This window comes from Caulobacter sp. AVps16, from assembly GCF_058681455.1.
On the sequence record NZ_CM178739.1, the window covers coordinates 3,797,805 to 3,815,225 of the forward strand.

The window sequence follows — 17,421 nt, forward strand, 5'->3', positions numbered from 1 at the left end:
CCAGCCTTTGATCCCTGTGCGGGTGTTACCGCCGGCTATTGCGGCTAGGTCTTTCGAACTCCGATCCGGACGGCGGTCTTTCCGGAATTGTGTGTGTTGACTTGTAACGGGCGCGGCAAACGCGCCCTTGGTGGGGATACCAAGATGAAGCTTCTGACCACGGCCGCGCTTGCGGCGGTACTCGTTGCGACCGTTCCGGCTGCGGCTTCGGCGCAGGATTCGGGCTCGAACTTCAAGCGCGACAAGAACACCAGTGTTCGTCAGCGTCCGCGTCCGGACTATGAAGCGGCTGGCATAAAGGCGGGAGGTTTCACTCTCTATCCGCGTGCCACGGTCGAGGCTGTGAACGACGACAATATCTATGCCGTCGCTGCGGGTGAGCAGTCGGATACGGTCTGGAAGCTGAAGCCGGAAGTGGCGGTGCGTTCGAACTGGTCGCGCAATGCCCTCGGGGCCTTCGCCTCGGCCGGGATCAACCGCTATTCCGACTTCGATACGGAAAACAGCGAGGAATACACCCTCGGCGTCAATGGCCGTGTCGACGTCGAGCGTGGCTCCTACATCACCGCTTCGACCCAGTGGCAGAGCCTGGTCGAGCCCCGTTCGGCCATCACGGCCGGCACCCCGGCTGGCGCGACGGCCAAGCCGGTCGAGTACACCGTGGGGTCGCAGAACCTGACGGCAGTGAAGGAGTTCAACCGCCTTCGCCTGACCGGTAAGCTCGACGCCAAGAAGTTTGACTACAAAGACCAGGGTAGGGCGTTCAATCAGAACACCCGTGACCGTGACGAGTTCGCGTATGGCGGCAAGGCCGAGTACTCGGTCAGCCCGGATACGGCGCTATTCGTTTCCGTGGTCGGCAACACCAAGTCCTATGACATCGACACAGTTGGTCGCGCCGCATCGCCGGGCCGTCCTGCTATCGCCGCCAATCGGGCCCGCGACTCCGAGGGCTATGTGGCCAGTGTGGGTGCCAACTTTGACCTCTCGCAGGCTCTGCGCGGCGAAGTCGAGGCCGGCTATATGGAACAGAAGTACGACAACTATGCCGACCTTGACGGCTTCAACGCCAAGGGTCGGGTCGAGTGGTTCCCCACCGAACTGACAACCATGAATGTTGCGGTTTCGCGCACCATCGAAGACTCCGTGGCGGCAGGTTCGGCGGGCTTTATCGCCAACAGCACTTCGGTCGGTATTGATCACGAACTGCTGCGCAATGTTCTGCTCTCGGCTTCGGCCACCTTCGGCAAGGACAAGTACGCTGTTATCGATCGTGATGATAAGCGCACGTCCTTCAACGCTTCGGGCAGCTATCTGCTGAACCGCAACGTCGGTCTCTTCCTGACCTACACCTATCTGAAGCAGGACTCGTCGGGCGCGGCCAAGGCCTCGTCGTTCAAGGACAACAAGCTGGCCGCCTCGGTCGCTCTTCAGTTCTAGGTTACCCTTCTCATCGTAGAAGGACTTACGAGGTCCGAGCAGGGCCACCCTTGAGAGTACCCATGGACGGCTCTTCCTACGAGACTCAACACGCTCCGGCGCCTGGCGCCGGAGCGATGTCTTTTGACCTGAACATCGCCATTGCGACCTTCCGGCGGCGGCTGCGGCTGTTTGCGGCCATCGCCCTGGCGGTGTTCGTGGCGGTCCTGCTCTACACCCTGCAGGAAACCCCGCGCTATACGGCGACCTCCCAGGTGATGCTGGATGTCCGCAAGGAACAGGTCACCGACATGAGCGCGGTGCTCTCTGGCCTGCCGGCAGACTCCTCGGTGGTTGATACCGAGGTCGAGGTGCTGAAGTCGCGGTCCCTGGCGGCTCGCGTCGTCAAGTCGCTGAAACTGGCCGAGGACCCCTACTTCAATCCCAATCTGGCGGGGGCCAAGGGCACGGCCACCTGGCTGCCCTGGATCAAGAAGGTGGTTGCCCCGACGGCGGCCGTCGGCTCGGCCGAAGCCCAGCGCCAGCAGGAAAAGGTTGTCGACAACCTGCTCGGCGGCCTGAAGGTTCGCCGCGCCGGCCTGACCTATCTGATCTCGGTCGAATATACCCACACCAATCCAGTGGAAGCCGCGCGGATCGCCAATGCCTTCGCCGACCTCTATCTGACCGAACAGCTCGAGGCCAAGTTCGACGCCACGGCCAAGGCCAATGAGTGGCTCGACACCCGGGTCGCCGAACTGCGCGACCAGCTGCAGGAGGCCGAGGCGGCCGTGCAGCAGTACAAGATCGCCAACAATCTGATGAGCGCCGAGGGCGCGACCCTGACCGAGCAGGAGATCTCGGGCCTGAACCAGCAGCTGGCCGCAGCCCGGGCCCAGCAAGCCGAGTCCGACGCCCGCCTCAACATCGCCCGCAATCAGCTGGCCCGCGGCAGCACCGGCGAGGATGTCGGCGAGTCCCTGAACTCGCCTGTGGTCCAGCAGCTGCGCAAACAGCGCGCCGAGCAGAGCGCCAAGGTCGCCGACATGAGCGGCCGTTATGGCGAGCGCCATCCTGACCTTCTGAAAGCCAAGCGCGAGCTGGCCGATGTCGACGGCCAGATCCAGGCGGAAATCCGCCGGATCATCTCCAACCTTGAGGCCCAGGCCCAGGTGGCCCGTCAGCGCACAGGCTCGATGGCCGGTAGTGTCTCGGCCTCCAAGGGGGCCTTGGCCGGCAACAACCGCGCCAGCATCCGGCTGGGTGAACTGGAGCGCAAGGCCGAGTCGGTCCGCACCCTCTATGAATCCCTGCTGGCCCGCTTCAAGCAGACCTCCAGCAGCCAGGGCATTGAGCAGGCCGACGCCCGCGTCGTGTCGCGCGCCAAGATCCCGACTACGCCAAGCTATCCCAAGCCGTCCCTCAACCTGGCCCTCGGCCTGGTTCTGGCCCTCGGGGCCGGGGCCGCCGCGATCGTTCTGGCCGAGATTCTGATGGCCGGCATCTTCACCGAGGATGAGGTCGAGCGCCGCATCGGCCTGCCCTATCTCGGCTCGATCCCGCTGCTGAGCTCGACCATCGAGGACTCCAAGGTCGCGCGAACCCTGACGCCGCCGGAATATCTGCTGGCCAAGCCCCTCTCGACCTTCGCCGAAAGCTTCCGCAAGCTGCGGGCGGCGATCCTCTATTCCAAGGTCGGCGAGGCCGTGAAGGTGATCGCGGTCACCTCGTCCCTGCCGGGCGAGGGCAAGACCACCACCACCTTCTCCCTAGCCCGCACCCTGGCAACCTCGGGGTCCAATGTCATCATCGTCGACTGCGACCTGCGCCAGAGCGCCATCAACCGCTTCCTGCCCGAAGTGCCCGCCCTGGGCCTGCTGGAAGTCCTGAACGGCGTCTGCACCCTCGAACAGGCCCTGATCGACGACCCCAGCGGGGCCAAGGTCCTGGCCCTGACCAAGTCGGCCTATACGCCGCGCGACGTCCTGGGCTCGCCGGCCATGCTGAAGCTGCTGGCCGAGCTGCGTCTGCGCTATGACGTGGTCCTGCTCGACACCGCGCCTCTGCTGGCCATCGCCGATACCCGTATCCTCGCGCCCCATACCGACGCGGTCGTGATGCTGGCGCGCTGGAAGAAGACCCCGGTCAAGGCCATCACCTCGGCCCTCAGCCTGCTTCAGGGTCGCGGCGTCTTCGTGGCGGGCCTCGCCCTGACCCAGGTCGATCTGAAGGCCCAGACCCGCTACGGCTACGGCGACTCCTATTACTATTATAAGAGCTATCGTAAGTACTATGCCGACTAGGGCCTCGGCGCGGCCGGCGGCAGTGTCGTCGGCGCGTCCGACCCGCGGCCCGGGCCGCCGTCTCGCCCTGTCTGAAAAGGTCGCCGGCGGCCTGCTCGTCGTGCTGGTGTTTCTGGCGGTGATCGCCTTCGGGGCCAGCGAGATCGGTACGGCCGCCCTGTTCAGCGGCGTCTATGCCGCCTATCTGATCGGGCTGCTGGCCACCTGCAACTGGGCGCGGCGCGACCTCGTCCGGATGCGGGGCAAGGCGCTCCAGGCGGGTCTGTTTGCCCTGCTGCTCCTGGCCGTCCTCTGGCCCCTCACGCCGTGGGCTCCGGGCGGACCCCATCCGGTCTGGGCCTATCTTCCGGACCAGACCGGGTCCGTGACGGTCGACCGCTCGGCCCTGCTGCTCAATGTCCTGCAACTTCTGGGTCTCGCCTGTCTCTTTACGGCCGGCCGGGTTCTCGGGGCTTCGGAGGCGCGTGGCCGCTGGTGTCTGCGGATCGCGGTCATGGTGTTCGGGGCCTTTGCGACCCTGGCCTTTCTCGACCATGTCCTCATGCGCCGTTCGAGCCGGCTGGTCGCGACCCTGCTGAGCCCCAACAGCGCGGCGACGATGCTGGGCGGCGGACTGTTGCTGGCTGTGGCCGCGACCGCCAATCGCGTCCGCCGACAGAAGGGGCTGGTCATGCTCCGGCGCGGCGATCCGGAGTCCGTGATCTGTCTGGCGATTGCCGGGGTGAGCCTGACCGCTCTGTTGATGACCGCCTCCCGCGCCGGCCTTGCCGCCACCCTTGTTGGGCTGGGCTTGCTGCTGATTTGGGAGGCCATTGCCCAGCGCCAGCGGTTCCGGGTCGTGGCCGGCCTCGGTTCGGCTGCCCTGTTGCTGGTGATCGGGGCCCTGAGCCTGAGAAGCACCGAACAGGTCGCCGAGCGCTTCAATAATGCCCAGCAGGATGCCGAGGTTCGGGCGGCGATCATTGCGCCCCACTGGGAAGCCTTCCTGGCATCGCCCTGGTTCGGGTATGGCCTCGGTTCCTTCCCGACCCTGAATCACATGGTGTCCAACCAGCAGAACCTGCCGGTGCTGTTTGACGTCCGGGCCGTGCACAATCTCTATGTCCAATGGCTTGAGGACGCCGGCGTGGCCGGGGCTGCGGCCATGGCCCTGCTGTTTCTGGTCCTGCTGTGGCCCATCCTGCGCGGGGGCCTAAGGGAAGGCGTTACCGCCACCTGGGCCCGGGCCACGGTCTGCGCTGCCGTCGTTTTTCTGCTGCATGGCCTGACGGATTTTGCGCTGCAAGTCCCGGCGATCCAGGCTCTTGTCGCGCTGGTCCTAGGACTGGCGGTGTCCCTGAGCCTGGGCACCGGCTCGGCGCGCAAGACCGATCCTCCAACCGTCTGGACGGCCGCCGTCGCCGCCGCCGTCGTGCTGACCGTCTCGGTTCTGGGCACTACGCCTTTGCTGGCGGCGCGGGTCGGCTCCGACCTCACGGCCTGGCCAACGGCTCCGGCCGATGCCCTGGGCCGTGAGATTGAGATCAGCCTTGCCAGACCCAATCTCCCGCCGGCCGACCTGACCCGGCTCGAGCAGCTAAGCCAGAGGGAAGTGGCATTGCGACCGGCCTCTGGTGCAGCCTGGCTGAGGCGGGCGGCCGTTTCCGCAGCCCGTGGTCAGGCCAAGGACGCCAGCCAGGCATTAGAGCGGTCCTATGCGGTCGCTCCGCTGCAGACGAGCCTGTTCGTGAGCCGGACGAAATTTGCTTATGAGCACTGGGACCAGATCAGCCCCGAGGCTCGTGAAGCCGCAATCTATCAGTTCGAGACCGAGTGGCACCGGCGCCCGGATACCGCGCGCTACGCCGAGATCGCAAAAAGCCTGCGCAATCAGGCCGGTCGGGTGGCGATGGCCCTGCAGATCTTCTTCCTGCAGCTGGAGCCACCACGGGCTCCCTAGGTTGGGCTAGGCGCAGGCCTCGCGGTGGTGCTGCGCCTGAGACGCGCCTGTCCCGGGCCGCGAACCCGGCTGTGGGATCTAATAGGCGTTCTCGGCCAGAAGCAGATGCGGCACGGTCAGCACCATGATCCGCAGGTCCCCGAGCAAGGACCAGTTGTCGATATAGTCGATGTCGGCCTTCACCCGGTTGGCCATGTCTTCCACATCATTGGTCGCGCCGCGCAGGCCGCGGATCTGGGCCAGGCCCGTCAGACCGGGCCGGGCCTGAAAGCGCAGTGGGTAGGCCGGGATCAGAGCGCCGTAGTAGGCGTCGTGGGCCTGGGCATGCGGTCGGGGACCGACCAGGGACATGTCGCCCTTGAGCACGTTCAGCAACTGGGGAAGTTCGTCGATGCTGGTCGCGCGGATGATCCGGCCAATGCGCGTGATCCGGTCATCGTCGCGCTGGGCCTGAACAATTTGGTCCCCATCGTCCTCGCAACGCATGGAGCGCAGCTTGTAGATAGTGAAGGCCTTGCCGTTGAGGCCCCCACGCGTCTGGCGAAACAGGATGGGGCCCGGCGACTCCAGCCGGATCAGCAGGCTGGCCAGCAGGAGGACGGGCAGGAAAAAGATCAGCAGGGCCAAGGCCGCGATCAGGTCGCAGAAGCGCTTGACGGGATCAACGGCCACGCGCGGCAGAAAGGACGCCGGTTCGCGCTTGAGAATGTCGGTGTCGCAACCCCCACTCACCGGCAGTTCCCCAAACAGCCTGGACCCGGAAACATATCTAAGTCCTCAGCGCCCTGTTTACCGCAGTGCGGCGCCGGCGTCACTTCGAAACCATTGGTTAACCATAGATTGTGTTAGGGCTGCCTTAACGCTGTTCATTAGATGGGCCTTAGCCGTCAAGTCCTAAGGTGGCGCTCTCAGGAGCGCTTCCATGACCATCTTCCCGGCCAAGTACAACGATCCAGGCTGTATCGTCGGCCCCGTCGCAAGCCGTCGCGACCGGCTACCACGCGCGATCGGCTGGTTGACCGCGGGGGTCGCCTCGGCAGCACTTTGGATCCTTGCCGTTCAGGCGCTGAGGCTGGCCCTCTAGACGTCGTGGGCCATTGGCGAGCTCCCTTCGCCGGGTTGGCCCGCACTTCTGACTGCCTCATCAGGGCCTGATCCTCCAGCGTCCTGAACTATTGAAAAAGCCCCGGAGCAAGCTCCGGGGCTTTTCTGCATTCCGGGGGCGCCGGCCCTGACCTACGGCTGAAAAGAGCCCTAGCCCACCGTGGTCCAGGTCGAGGTGCCGGCGACCTGGCGCTGAACCCAGGTATAGCCGAGCTCGGCCCAGGGCGTCGGCCAGGGGGTCAGGTTGTCGAGGACCACGTCGCCGGCGTCGAAGGCCGCAACCAGGACCGCATGGCGCTCGCCGCTGCGGGTGATCACCACGGCCAGGGTCAGGGCGTCGGCGGAGACCCCCGCCTCGATCAGGCGCCGGCGCTTCTCGAGGGCATAGTCCTCGCAGTCACCGTACATCTTGCCGTCGATGACCCGGGGCAGGGACCAGAATTCGGGCATGCCATAGAGGTCGAGGTCACTGGACTTGCGGACGTCGCGATTGACCGCCTGGTTGATCTTGGTGATCAACTTCATTTGGCCCTTGGCCAGGGCGGCGGAGCCGTCTGCCATCATGACCGGAGCCTTGACCGCCGCCTCGGCGATCGGCCGGACCACCCCAGCGGGCAGAAAATCGACGGCGGCTTCAGGCTGGTAGACCAACAGGCTTTCGACCTCGAGCAAGGTGAGCTGCTCGGTGTCTTCAGTGACCGCAGGAACCTGATCCTGCAGGGCAGCCATGGCCAGGGGCCAAGCCTGGCCCAGTGAGGCAGTGCTGAGCGCCGCCATGACCAGGGGCGTGGCGGCCGTGGTCTGGGGCGTGAATGATCCGCAGTGGGCTTCATCGCGCAGGCAGAGATCCGTGTAGCCCGGAGGGGCCTCGACCACCTCGCCGCGGGCCATGAACGGACGGGTCTCCGCATTGGCCATGCCTGCGATGCCGACAATGGCAGCAACGCTGAACAGACTGATGATGGACTTGCGAATATTCATCGAAACATCGCCCTTAATGACGATGCAACAATGCTATTAAGGTCCAATTATCATCTTAAAAAGGCTGGTAATTTGAATGTGAATACTATTGGTAATTAGTCCATTAGTGATAATGATAGGCAAATAACTAGGGTAAAAACAAAATTCAGGACTGTGGTATACTGACCGGTAAGGATATCGAGCGGGTGGTTGAAGCGACGGCCCGTCTCAGGCAAGTTGCGGCCCGCCTCAGAGGCGGTCGGTGCGCCCGGGTGGACAGGTAATGAAGTTCAAGTTTTTCCGCTCCAAACCGCAGCCGGTTGCCGCCATGGCGTCCACCGGCGGCCGGGTCGTCTATGCGATCGGCGATATCCACGGTTACCTCGACCTGCTGGATGATCTGCTCGACCTGATCGCCCGGGATTTCGCGGGGCTAGGGCGGACGGACCGCCCTGTGCTGGTCTTTGTCGGCGACTATGTGGATCGCGGCCCGGCCTCGCGTGGGGTGGTGGATCGTCTGATCGCGCTTGTTACCGCTTCAGCGCAGCAGGGCGGTTTCGAGGTTCGCGCCTTGATGGGCAATCACGAGCAGACCATGCTGTCCTTCCTCGACAATGCCGAGGCCGGTGCGGCCTGGATTGAGTTCGGGGGCGGTGAGACCCTGACCTCCTACGGCGTTACCCGACCGGTTGGCCGCGTGGACCAGGAGGCCTGGCGTGATATCCAGGCCCATTTCCAGGCCCAGGTCCCGACCAGTCACGTGGCGTTTCTGCAGGGACTGGAGCTTTCGGCCCGCTACGGCGACTATCTCTTCGTTCACGCCGGGGTCCGGCCGGGCGTGCCGTTGGACCGTCAGACACCGGAAGATCTGATGTGGATCCGCAATGACTTCCTGGCCCAGCCCCACCGACTGGCCTGCGTCGTCGTCCATGGCCATACGCCAGACGAGGAACCTTTCATCGGGCCCGACCGTATTAATATTGATACAGGAGCCTATGCGACAGGCGTTCTTACCGCCGTTCGGTTGATTGACGGGGCGCCGTTTATTCTTCAGGCGCGAAAGTCTCGCCGGACCTGAGCCGCATACTTGTCGATGCTCTGCGCCCGTGCCATGACACGCGGACAGGGACACGCTTATTCAGAGACTGCAATCCGATGACTATCGTCAGACGAAACCTAAATTGGCTCTTTGCCCTGATGGTGAGTGCGCTCGTTCTGGCCACCCTGGGTGCCGTGCCGGCGCAAGCCCGACGGGCCCAGCCGCCTGCCGCCGCCGCGCCCCCGGCCATTGCCCAGGATGGGGCCTATCTTCTGGGCTCCAGCGACAAGGTCCGGGTCACTGTCTATGGCGAGCCGACCCTGTCGGGCGAGTTCTTTGTCACCGGCAGCGGGGTCGTCTCCCTGCCCCTGATCGGCGAGGTCAAGGCCGCCGGCCTGTCCCTCAGCCAATTCCAGCAGGCCGTGCAGTCCTCGCTCAGCGATGGCTACCTGAAGGACCCCCGCGTCAGCGCCGAGGTTCTGACCTTCCGTCCGTTCTATATCCTGGGCGAGGTCAGCAAGCCGGGCACCTATCCCTACACCTCCGGCCTGACCGTGATGAACGCCGTCGCCACGGCGGGCGGCTACACCTATCGCGCGGACAAGAAGCAGGTGTTCGTGAAGCGCAATGGGGCCACCGAAGAACAGAAGTTGGCCCTGGATCCCACGGTCACGGTCGCCCCGGGTGACACCATCCGGATCGGCGAGCGGTTCTTCTAGAGTCCGCTCCAGACGGACGGCGGCGACAGGCTCGGGCGAATAAGTCGCCCGAGCGAAACATTCTAAACGGCTATCGGCCCGATCGCCGGTCCAGGCCTGTCCGAAAGCCCTTCAAAAAAGAGGCTGAGGTTCAGCGCGCAGCAAGCCGTGGCTCAGTCCCAGTTCTTCGCCGCAAGCCATATGCCACCGGCCACCATTCCCAGTCAGGGGTGCGCGACTTTGCAGCGCACGTCGCCTACTGCGACAAAATGTCCGTTTCAGATATTCGTCCGCTAAAAAGGCCTGCCGTGTCGGCGCCAAAACTGCCCCTGTTGGGTCTTTCCGGTCATTTTCTGGCTAAAAATTGTGCATCCGACGGTGCGTCAAGTTCAAGAAAAGTCTATAATCTTGTACTATTCATTATATCGGCATCGCAAAGGAAGCTCTAAAGTCAGAATTTGGAAAACAACATTCGTTTCTTCTGCGAACACATTGATCGTTAAGACCAAATAAAGGTCAGTGAATGCCTTGTGCAGAAATGCGGTTACTGTCTGTTTACGGGTCCTGGCCTTCTTCCCCTTCACGAAAGCCCGACAGAAACCGGGCAGGGGAACTACAAAATGTCGAACAAGACCAAACCTCATGTTTTGGCGCTCTGCGCCCTGGCCCTCGTCGCTGCGCCGCTGAGCGCCCACGCTGACGCCGCCAAGGATCTGCAGGTCGCCGGCCGCGCGCTCACCTTCCTTGAAAACGGCCCGACCGGCAAAGCCACGCTCGGCGTGGTCTTCGACCCGTCCAAGCCGGCCTCCGTCGCCGAAAAGAACGCCATCATGGCTGCCATCGGCGGTGGCATGAGCGCCGGGGCCCTGACGGTCGTCGGCAAGCCGGTGGAAGCCGGCGACGTCGGCAGCGTCTCGGGTGTCGCAGCCCTCTATATCACCACGGGCGTCAATGCCGCTCCGGTCGGCGCCGCCGCCAAGGGCAAGAAGCTGATCACCATCGGTTCGGACATGTCCTGCGTCACCAGCGGTGCCTGCGTCATGAGCGTCTCGGCCGATCCCAAGGTTGAGATCGTTGTCAGCCGCTCGGCAGCCAGCGCGGTCGGTGCGGTCTTCAAGGCCGCCTTCCGCATGATGATCCGCGAAGTCTGACCCCAGCGATCGAAAGAGATAAACACATGAAAACGACTCTCTTCGCCGGCGCTTCGGTCGGCCTCATCATCCTGGCCTCGGCCACTGCAGCCTCCGCCCAGTCGATCGACTATGGTGCGATGGAGCAGCTGTTCAACGAGCCCGTCACCACCTCGGCGACCGGCTCGCCCCAGCGCTCGACCGAAGTGCCGGTCGACATGCAGATCATCTCGGCCGCCGAGATCAAGCGCTCGGGCGCCAGCGACCTGCCGGCCATTCTGAGCCGCGTCGCCGGCCTCGACGTCATGAACTGGGGTGCCGCCGGCGCCGATGTGAGCGTCCGTGGCTATAACCAGGCCATGTCGCCGCGCCTGCTGGTGCTGATCAACGGCCGCCAGGTCTATCTCGACCACTATGGCTACACCGCCTGGGCGACCCTGCCGGTGCAGCTGGACGAGATCCGTCAGATCGAGGTGGTCAAGGGCCCCAACAGCGCCCTGTTCGGCTTCAACGCCGTGGGCGGCGTGGTCAACATCATCACATTCAATCCGAAGTATGACTCGACCAACATCGCCACCGCCCGGGTCGGCACCGAGGGCCAGCGCGAGGTGTCCCTGGTCCACACCGCCAAGCTGGGCGACAACCTGGCCGCCCGCCTGTCCTTCGGGGCACGCGAGGAGAACGAGTGGGAAAACACCATCGGCACGCGGTCGTTTGGCATCCAGGATCCGTCGCGCATCAATCTCAGTGTCGACGCCATTGCCAGCCTGACGCCCAAGACCGAGCTGCGCTTCGAGGCCACCACCTCGAACGTTGGTCTCTCCAGCATGACCTCGGCCTATGCCTATTCGGCCACCAAGTACCTGACCTCGTCGACCAAGGTCTCGCTGGCCTCGGAAAGCAAGATCGGTTCGCTGGAGTTCACGGCCTATCAGAACAGCCTGACCAGCAAATATCGCCTGACGGGCGGTATCCCGGCCGTGTTCGACAACAAGATCACGGTGCTCAGCGCCCAGGACCTGTTCAAGATCGGCGCGCGCCACACCTTCCGGGTGGGCTTCGAGCACCGTCATAACACGATCGACACCGCCCCCCTGGCCGGTGGCACGGTCAGCTATGACGTCAATGCCTTCTCGGGCATGTGGAACTGGGCGGTCACCGACCAGTTCAGCGTCACGGCCGCAGCCCGCGCCGACAAGCTGTCCCTGGAGCGCACCGGCAGCTTCCCGGTCGGCTTCCCCCTGGCCAACAACGCCCTTTGGGATCGCGAGATCAGCGAGACCAGCTACAATCTGGGCGCCGTCTGGCGGGCCACCCCGGCTGACACCGTTCGGGCCACTGCTGCCCGCGGCGTTCAGGTCCCGACCCTGGTCGATCTGGGCGGCATCCAGCTCTACTTCCCGGCCGGTCCGTTCACCCTCGCGGTCATGGGCTATCCCAAGCTGCTGCCCACGGTCGTGACCAATTATGAGCTGACCTATGACCGCAGCCTGCCGGTCATCAATGGCCGCGCCGGTGTCAAGCTCTTCACCCAGAAGACCGAGGACGTGAAGGGTCAGCTGAGCGCGTCGCAACTGGATATAGCGCCTTCGGCCACCAACTATCCGACCGCCAGCTATCGCAATGTCGGCGACTCCAAGATGTCGGGTGTCGAAATCTCGGCCAATGGCAAATATGCCAGTGGCCTGCACTGGGGCGGCGACTACACCTGGACCGACGTCTCCGATGATCCGGCGCCGGGCTACAATCCCGCTGTGCGTCTGACGGCCTATGCCAGCAGCTCGCCGGCAGGCCGCGGCAATCTGATCGTCGGTTGGGAAAAGGGTCCGTGGACCGTGGATGGCCATCTTCGCTATGTCAGCGAGTTCACCAGCTGGATCGGCTCGGTCCAGTCGAAGGTCGACGGATTTGCCACAGTGTCGGGCCGTGTCGCCCACAACTTCAATGACGGTTTCACCGTCGCTCTGAGCGGCCAGAACCTGCTCGACGACAGCCAGCGCCAGACCACCGGCCTTTATGCCGAGCGCCGGGTGCAACTGTCGCTGTCCAAGAGCTGGTAAGCGACACTATCGCTGGAGAGCGAGGGGCCCCGCCGCAAGGCGGGGCCCTTTTCCGTTGGGGGTCAGGCGTCGTCGCCGGCCTCGACCACGCCGCGGATGTGGACCAGCCAGTCCGGCTCGCCGGCCGCGACCTGGACAAAGGTCCCCGCCAGTTCCTGGGTCGCCTCGCCCAGGGAATAGCGGTTGTCGCTGAACCGGAGCAGGATGCTCTCGATATAGCGGTCCAGCAGGACACGATCTTCGCCGGTGAGGGAATTGCGCATGGAGGGAGCCTAGGCCCCTGGCTCACCATCCGTCGCGCCTTTTCTTTCGGACCAGGCCCATCGGCCCCGGATAGGGGCCTTTTGCCGGGATCAATCACCGCCTAGAGGGCCTGGGTGCGGTCCAGGCCTGGCCGCAACATCACCGCCCGGACATGAAAAGGGCCCGGCGTCGCCGCCGGGCCCTCTCCTGTCTCAGGTTTGGAAGAGGCTTACGCCGCCGCCTTCGTCTTGACGCCGAAGCGGCTGTAGAAGGTTTCACCCTTCTCGGCCATTTCGCGCAGCAGGGCCGGCGGCGCGAAGCGCTTGCCGTACTTCTGGGCCAGCTTGTCGCAGGTCTCGACGAAGGCCTTGAGGCCGACGCCGTCGATCAGGCTGACCGGGCCGCCGGTCCAGGGCGCAAAGCCCCAGCCCAGGATGGCACCGACATCGGCTTCGCGCGGATCGACGATGACGCCTTCCTCGAAGCAGCGGGCGGCTTCCACGGCCTGGCGATAGAGGAGGCGCGTACGGATCTCCTCGATCAGGGCCTTGTCGGCGTCTGCGGTGGTCACCGGCATCAGCTCGGCCAGGCCCGGCCAGATGCGCTTGGCGCCGCTTTCCGGATAGTCATAGAAGCCCTTGCCGTTCTTGCGGCCCAGGCGACCCATCTCGACGACCATCTTTTCGAGGACCGGCGCGAAGGGACGCTCCTCGTACTTGTCGCCGAGGTCCTTCTTGGTCTGCTCGCCGATCTTGTAGGAGAGGTCGAGGGCGACGTCGTCGTTCATCTCCAGCGGACCACGCGGCATGCCGGTGGCGCGGCCGACATTGTCGATGATCGCCGGGGCAATGCCCTCGGCCATCATCTCAAGGCCTTCCTGCACGAAGGTGCCGAAGCAGCGCGAGGTGTAGAAGCCGCGGCTGTCATTGACGACGATCGGGGTCTTCTTGATCTTCAGGACGTAGTCGATCGACTTGGCCAGGGCTTCCTGGCTGGTCTGTTCGCCCATGATGATCTCGACCAGGCCCATCTTGTCGACCGGCGAGAAGAAGTGGATGCCGATGAACGAGGCCGGACGGACGCTGGCCTTGGCCAGGCCGGTGATCGGCAGGGTCGAGGTGTTGGAGCCGAAGATGGCGGTCTCGGCCAGCTGGGCCTCGGCCTTCTTTGTGACGTCGGCCTTCACTTCGCGGTTTTCGAACACGGCCTCGACGACCAGGTCCGAACCCTTGACCAAGGCGTAGTCGGTGGTCGGGGTGATCAGGGCAAGGATGGCCTCGCCCTTTTCGGCGGTCATCTTGCCGCGCGAGACGGCCTTCTTGACCAGGCCTTCGGCGTAGGACTTGCCCTTGTCGGCAGCTTCCTGGGTCTGGTCGATCAGCACGCTCTCGATGCCGGCCATGGCCTGAACATAGGCGATGCCCGCACCCATCATGCCGGCGCCCAGAACGGCGACCTTCTTGACGTCATAGTGCGGCACGCCGGCGGGACGGCCCGAACCCTTGCCCAGCTCCTGGAGGGAGAGGAACAGGGTGCGGATCATGCCCTTGGCCTGGGGCGTCATCATGGTCTTGAGGAAGTAGCGGGTCTCGATCCGCAGGGCGGCGTCGAACGGCACCTGGGTGCCTTCATAGACCGCCTTCATGATGTTCAGCTGGGCCGGATAGTTGCCATAGGTGCTCTTGCGCAGCATGGCATTGCCCATCACGAACACCTGGCTGCCGCCGGGGCTGTAGGGACCGCCGCCGGGCAGCTTGAAGTCCTTCTTGTCCCAAGGGGCGACGGGGTCGCCCTTGGTCTTGACCCAGGTCTTGGCGGCCTCGACCACCTGATCGGCGGCCACGACCTCATGCACGACCTTGGCCCCGAGGGCTTCGGCCGGCTTCATCGACTTGCCTTCCAGCAGGTAGGGCGCGGCGTTCATCACGCCCATCAGGCGCGGCAGACGCTGGGTACCGCCGGCGCCGGGCAGCAGGCCGACCTTGGCTTCCGGCAGGGCCAGCTGGATCTTCGGGTTGTCGGCCACGACGCGATAGTGGCAGGCGAGGGCGATCTCGAGACCGCCGCCCATGGCCAGGCCGTTGATGGCCGCAGCCACCGGCTTGCCGCAGGTTTCCAGGGCGCGGAACGCCTTGTTGAGCGCAAAGCCGGCTTCGAAGGCGGCCTTCAGGCCCTCTTCGCCCGAGCCGCCGCCGCCGATTCCGCCGCTGCCGCCCAGTTCGCCCAGGTCAGCGCCGGCGCAGAAGCCGGTGGTCTTGCCCGAGGTGATGACCGCGCCCTTGATGGCGGCGTCCGACTTGATGGTCTCGACCACCTCGCCGATTTCCTTGATCACCGAAGCGGTCAGGGTGTTCATCGTCCGGCCCGGCACGTCGAAGGTGACCAGGGCCACGCCGTCGGAATCGACCTCGATCTTGAAGTTTTCCATGGTGTTAGTTCCTTAAGGTCGGTGCTTAGACGCGTTCGATGACGGTGGCGGTGCCCATGCCGGCGCCGACGCACAGGGTGATCAGGGCGGTCTCCTTGTCGGAGCGCTCCAGCTCGTCGAGCATGGTGCCCAGGATCATCGCGCCGGTGGCTCCCAGGGGGTGACCCATGGCGATGGCGCCGCCGTTCACGTTCATCTTGTCGTGCGAGATGTTCAGCGCCTGCATCATGCGCAGGACGACGGCGGCGAAGGCTTCGTTCAGCTCATAGAGGTCGATGTCATTGACCTCCATCTTCAGCTTCTTCAGCAGCTTCTCGGTGACCAGCGAGGGGCCGGTCAGCATGATCGAGGGCTCGCTGCCGATCGAGGCGGCACCCTTGATGCGGCCGCGGGCCTTGAGGCCGAGGGCTTCGCCCATTTCCTTGGTGCCGATCAGCACGCCGGCTGCGCCGTCGACGATGCCCGAGCTGTTGCCGGCATGGTGGACGTGATTGATCTTCTCGACCTGCGGATAGCGCTGGGTGACCACGGCGTCGAAGGCCATTTCGCCCATGCCCGTGAACGAGGGGTTCAGCGAGGCCAGGGTCTGCATGGTGGTCGAGCCGCGCACGGTCTCGTCGTGATCCAGGATGGTGATGCCCAGCTGGTCCTTGACGCCGATGACCGACTTCTTGAAGCGGCCGTCGGCCCAAGAGGCGGCGGCGCGGCGCTGGCTTTCGACGGCATAGGCGTCGACGTCATCGCGGCTGAAGCCGTAGAGCGAAGCGATCAGGTCGGCCGAGACGCCCTGCGGGGCGAAATAGGTCTTGAAGGCCGAGGAGGGGTCGGTCGGCCAGGCGCCGCCGTCGCTGCCCATGGGCACGCGGCTCATGCTCTCGACGCCGCCGCCGATGGCCAGCTGGGCCTCGCCGGAGGCCACCTTGGCGGCGGCCATGTTCACGGCTTCCAGGCCCGAGGCGCAGAAGCGGTTGATCTGCACGCCGGCCACGCTCTCGGCATAGTCGGCGGTCAGGACGGCGGTGCGGGCGATGTCCGAACCTTGCTCGCCGACGGGGGCGACGCAGCCCAGCACGACGTCGTCGACATAGGAGGTGTCGAGATTGTTGCGGTCACGGAGGGCTTCCAGGACCTGGGTCGCCAGGGACAGCGAGGTGATCTCGTGCAGAGATCCGTCCTTCTTGCCCTTGCCGCGCGGGGTGCGCACGGCGTCGAAGATGTATGCGTCGGCCATGTGATGGCTCCTTCCTGCGTATCTTTAAACGGGGTGTGAGCGGACCGCCGGCTCGACCCGCACATCCGTGCGGACCGAATTGGCGATGAAACAGGCGTGGTGGGCGGCCTCGTGCAGGGCCGTTTCGGCGGCCGTGTCGGGCGAGGGGCCCTCATAGGTGATGGCGGGGTGCAGGGTCACGGTACTGACCCAGTGGGCGCCATGGTCATTCTTGGTCATCACCCCCTCGGCCGTGTCGGCATAGGCGGTGATGCGGAATCCGGCCCGGCGGGCCAGATCCAGGAAGGTCAGCATGTGGCACGACGACAGGGCCGCCACGAACATCTCTTCGGGATCGACACCGGCCGGATCGGACCAGGGCAGGGGCACCACCGACGGCGAGGCCGAGCCCGGAGCCGTCACGCCGCCGTCAAAGGACAGGGTGTGGGCGCGGCTATAGCGCCCCCGGGCGAAATCTTCGTCCGGTTTCAGGGCCCAACTGACGGTGGCGACGTGGGTGGACATTACTTCCAGGCCCCGATCGGGCTCTTGGCGATCTGGGCGCATTTCAGGCCGCGGGCCCCGGCCTTGGCGCTGTAGGTCACGCGCTGGCCGAATTCCGGCGCGGGCAGGACGCAGGGCGTGAACCCCGAGGTGGTGACCTCGAGGTTCCAGGTGGCGATCTTGGAGCGCAGCAGGTTGTTGCAGACATCGGTGCCCGGCGTCAGGGGCAGCTTGAATTCGCCGGGCTGCGGGCGCTTGCCCACCAGCTGGCCGGCAAAGGTCAGGGGCCGGCGTCCGCCCTTTTCGGCGCGGACGCAGACCACGGCCGCACGGGCGTCGGGGGCGGGGGCGGACTTGGGCGCCGCCGCAGCGGCCTGGGCCATT

At 64.9% G+C, this 17,421-nt stretch carries 15 protein-coding genes; 8 read left to right on the plus strand and 7 right to left on the minus strand.

Annotated features, from left to right (window positions below; all coding sequences use genetic code 11):
* Positions 1-144 precede the first annotated feature (144 nt).
* The 3 genes from ACW17U_RS18265 to ACW17U_RS18275 all read left to right on the plus strand — a co-directional run bounded on the left by ACW17U_RS18265 (position 145) and on the right by ACW17U_RS18275 (position 5,661).
* Positions 145-1,440: an outer membrane beta-barrel protein gene (locus ACW17U_RS18265; protein ID WP_492054279.1), complete on the plus strand. Its 1,296-nt coding sequence runs from the start codon at positions 145-147 to the stop codon at positions 1,438-1,440.
* Positions 1,441-1,502: 62 nt separating this feature from the next.
* Positions 1,503-3,722, plus strand: coding sequence for a GumC family protein (locus ACW17U_RS18270; protein ID WP_492054280.1), 2,220 nt, complete (start codon positions 1,503-1,505; stop codon positions 3,720-3,722).
* A 22-nt stretch (positions 3,723-3,744) separates the two neighbouring features.
* Positions 3,745-5,661: an O-antigen ligase family protein gene (locus ACW17U_RS18275; protein WP_492054281.1), complete on the plus strand. Its 1,917-nt coding sequence runs from the start codon at positions 3,745-3,747 to the stop codon at positions 5,659-5,661.
* A gap of 78 nt (positions 5,662-5,739) precedes the next feature.
* Here ACW17U_RS18275 and ACW17U_RS18280 read toward each other — a convergent pair whose 3' ends face one another.
* Positions 5,740-6,393, minus strand: coding sequence for an exopolysaccharide biosynthesis polyprenyl glycosylphosphotransferase (locus ACW17U_RS18280; protein WP_269465177.1), 654 nt, complete (start codon positions 6,391-6,393; stop codon positions 5,740-5,742).
* Between the two features lie 190 nt (positions 6,394-6,583).
* On the opposite strand from ACW17U_RS18280, the gene ACW17U_RS18285 reads away from it, so the two are divergent.
* Positions 6,584-6,745 (plus strand): hypothetical protein, encoded by a 162-nt coding sequence (locus tag ACW17U_RS18285; protein WP_492054282.1) that lies wholly within the window; start codon positions 6,584-6,586, stop codon positions 6,743-6,745.
* A 170-nt stretch (positions 6,746-6,915) separates the two neighbouring features.
* Here the strand turns inward: ACW17U_RS18285 and ACW17U_RS18290 are convergent, their stop codons facing one another.
* A complete protein-coding gene (locus tag ACW17U_RS18290) occupies positions 6,916-7,746 on the minus strand; it encodes a transglutaminase-like cysteine peptidase (RefSeq protein ID WP_492054283.1) in 831 nt (276 codons plus the stop codon).
* A gap of 262 nt (positions 7,747-8,008) precedes the next feature.
* Here ACW17U_RS18290 and ACW17U_RS18295 point away from each other — a divergent pair, with 262 nt between their 5' ends.
* The 4 genes from ACW17U_RS18295 (at position 8,009) to ACW17U_RS18310 (ending at position 12,652) form a co-directional block, all read left to right on the plus strand.
* A complete protein-coding gene (locus tag ACW17U_RS18295) occupies positions 8,009-8,803 on the plus strand; it encodes a metallophosphoesterase family protein (protein ID WP_062150352.1) in 795 nt (264 codons plus the stop codon).
* Between the two features lie 119 nt (positions 8,804-8,922).
* The gene (locus tag ACW17U_RS18300) at positions 8,923-9,483 is read left to right on the plus strand and encodes a polysaccharide biosynthesis/export family protein (RefSeq protein ID WP_492054284.1); all 561 of its coding nucleotides are present in this window, start codon (positions 8,923-8,925) and stop codon (positions 9,481-9,483) included.
* A gap of 599 nt (positions 9,484-10,082) precedes the next feature.
* Positions 10,083-10,613: a hypothetical protein gene (locus ACW17U_RS18305; protein WP_492054285.1), complete on the plus strand. Its 531-nt coding sequence runs from the start codon at positions 10,083-10,085 to the stop codon at positions 10,611-10,613.
* A gap of 26 nt (positions 10,614-10,639) precedes the next feature.
* On the plus strand, positions 10,640-12,652 hold the full coding sequence (locus ACW17U_RS18310) for a TonB-dependent receptor plug domain-containing protein (RefSeq protein ID WP_492054286.1): 2,013 nt from the start codon (positions 10,640-10,642) through the stop codon (positions 12,650-12,652).
* A 62-nt stretch (positions 12,653-12,714) separates the two neighbouring features.
* Here the strand turns inward: ACW17U_RS18310 and ACW17U_RS18315 are convergent, their stop codons facing one another.
* The 5 genes from ACW17U_RS18315 to ACW17U_RS18335 form a co-directional block, all read right to left on the minus strand.
* The gene (locus ACW17U_RS18315; RefSeq protein WP_062150342.1) at positions 12,715-12,915 is read right to left on the minus strand and encodes a hypothetical protein; all 201 of its coding nucleotides are present in this window, start codon (positions 12,913-12,915) and stop codon (positions 12,715-12,717) included.
* A gap of 209 nt (positions 12,916-13,124) precedes the next feature.
* Positions 13,125-15,323 carry a 3-hydroxyacyl-CoA dehydrogenase NAD-binding domain-containing protein gene (locus ACW17U_RS18320; protein ID WP_492054287.1) on the minus strand — a complete coding sequence of 733 codons (2,199 nt, stop codon included), beginning with the start codon at positions 15,321-15,323 and terminating at the stop codon, positions 13,125-13,127.
* Positions 15,324-15,348: 25 nt separating this feature from the next.
* A complete protein-coding gene (locus tag ACW17U_RS18325; RefSeq protein WP_062150336.1) occupies positions 15,349-16,554 on the minus strand; it encodes an acetyl-CoA C-acetyltransferase in 1,206 nt (401 codons plus the stop codon).
* A gap of 24 nt (positions 16,555-16,578) precedes the next feature.
* On the minus strand, positions 16,579-17,058 hold the full coding sequence (locus ACW17U_RS18330; protein WP_492054288.1) for an OsmC family protein: 480 nt from the start codon (positions 17,056-17,058) through the stop codon (positions 16,579-16,581).
* Entirely contained in the window at positions 17,058-17,420 is a 363-nt protein-coding gene (locus tag ACW17U_RS18335) for a hypothetical protein (protein WP_492055762.1), read from the minus strand. Before ACW17U_RS18335 ends, ACW17U_RS18330 begins: the two co-directional genes overlap by 1 nt.
* Between the last annotated feature and the right edge of the window lies 1 nt (position 17,421).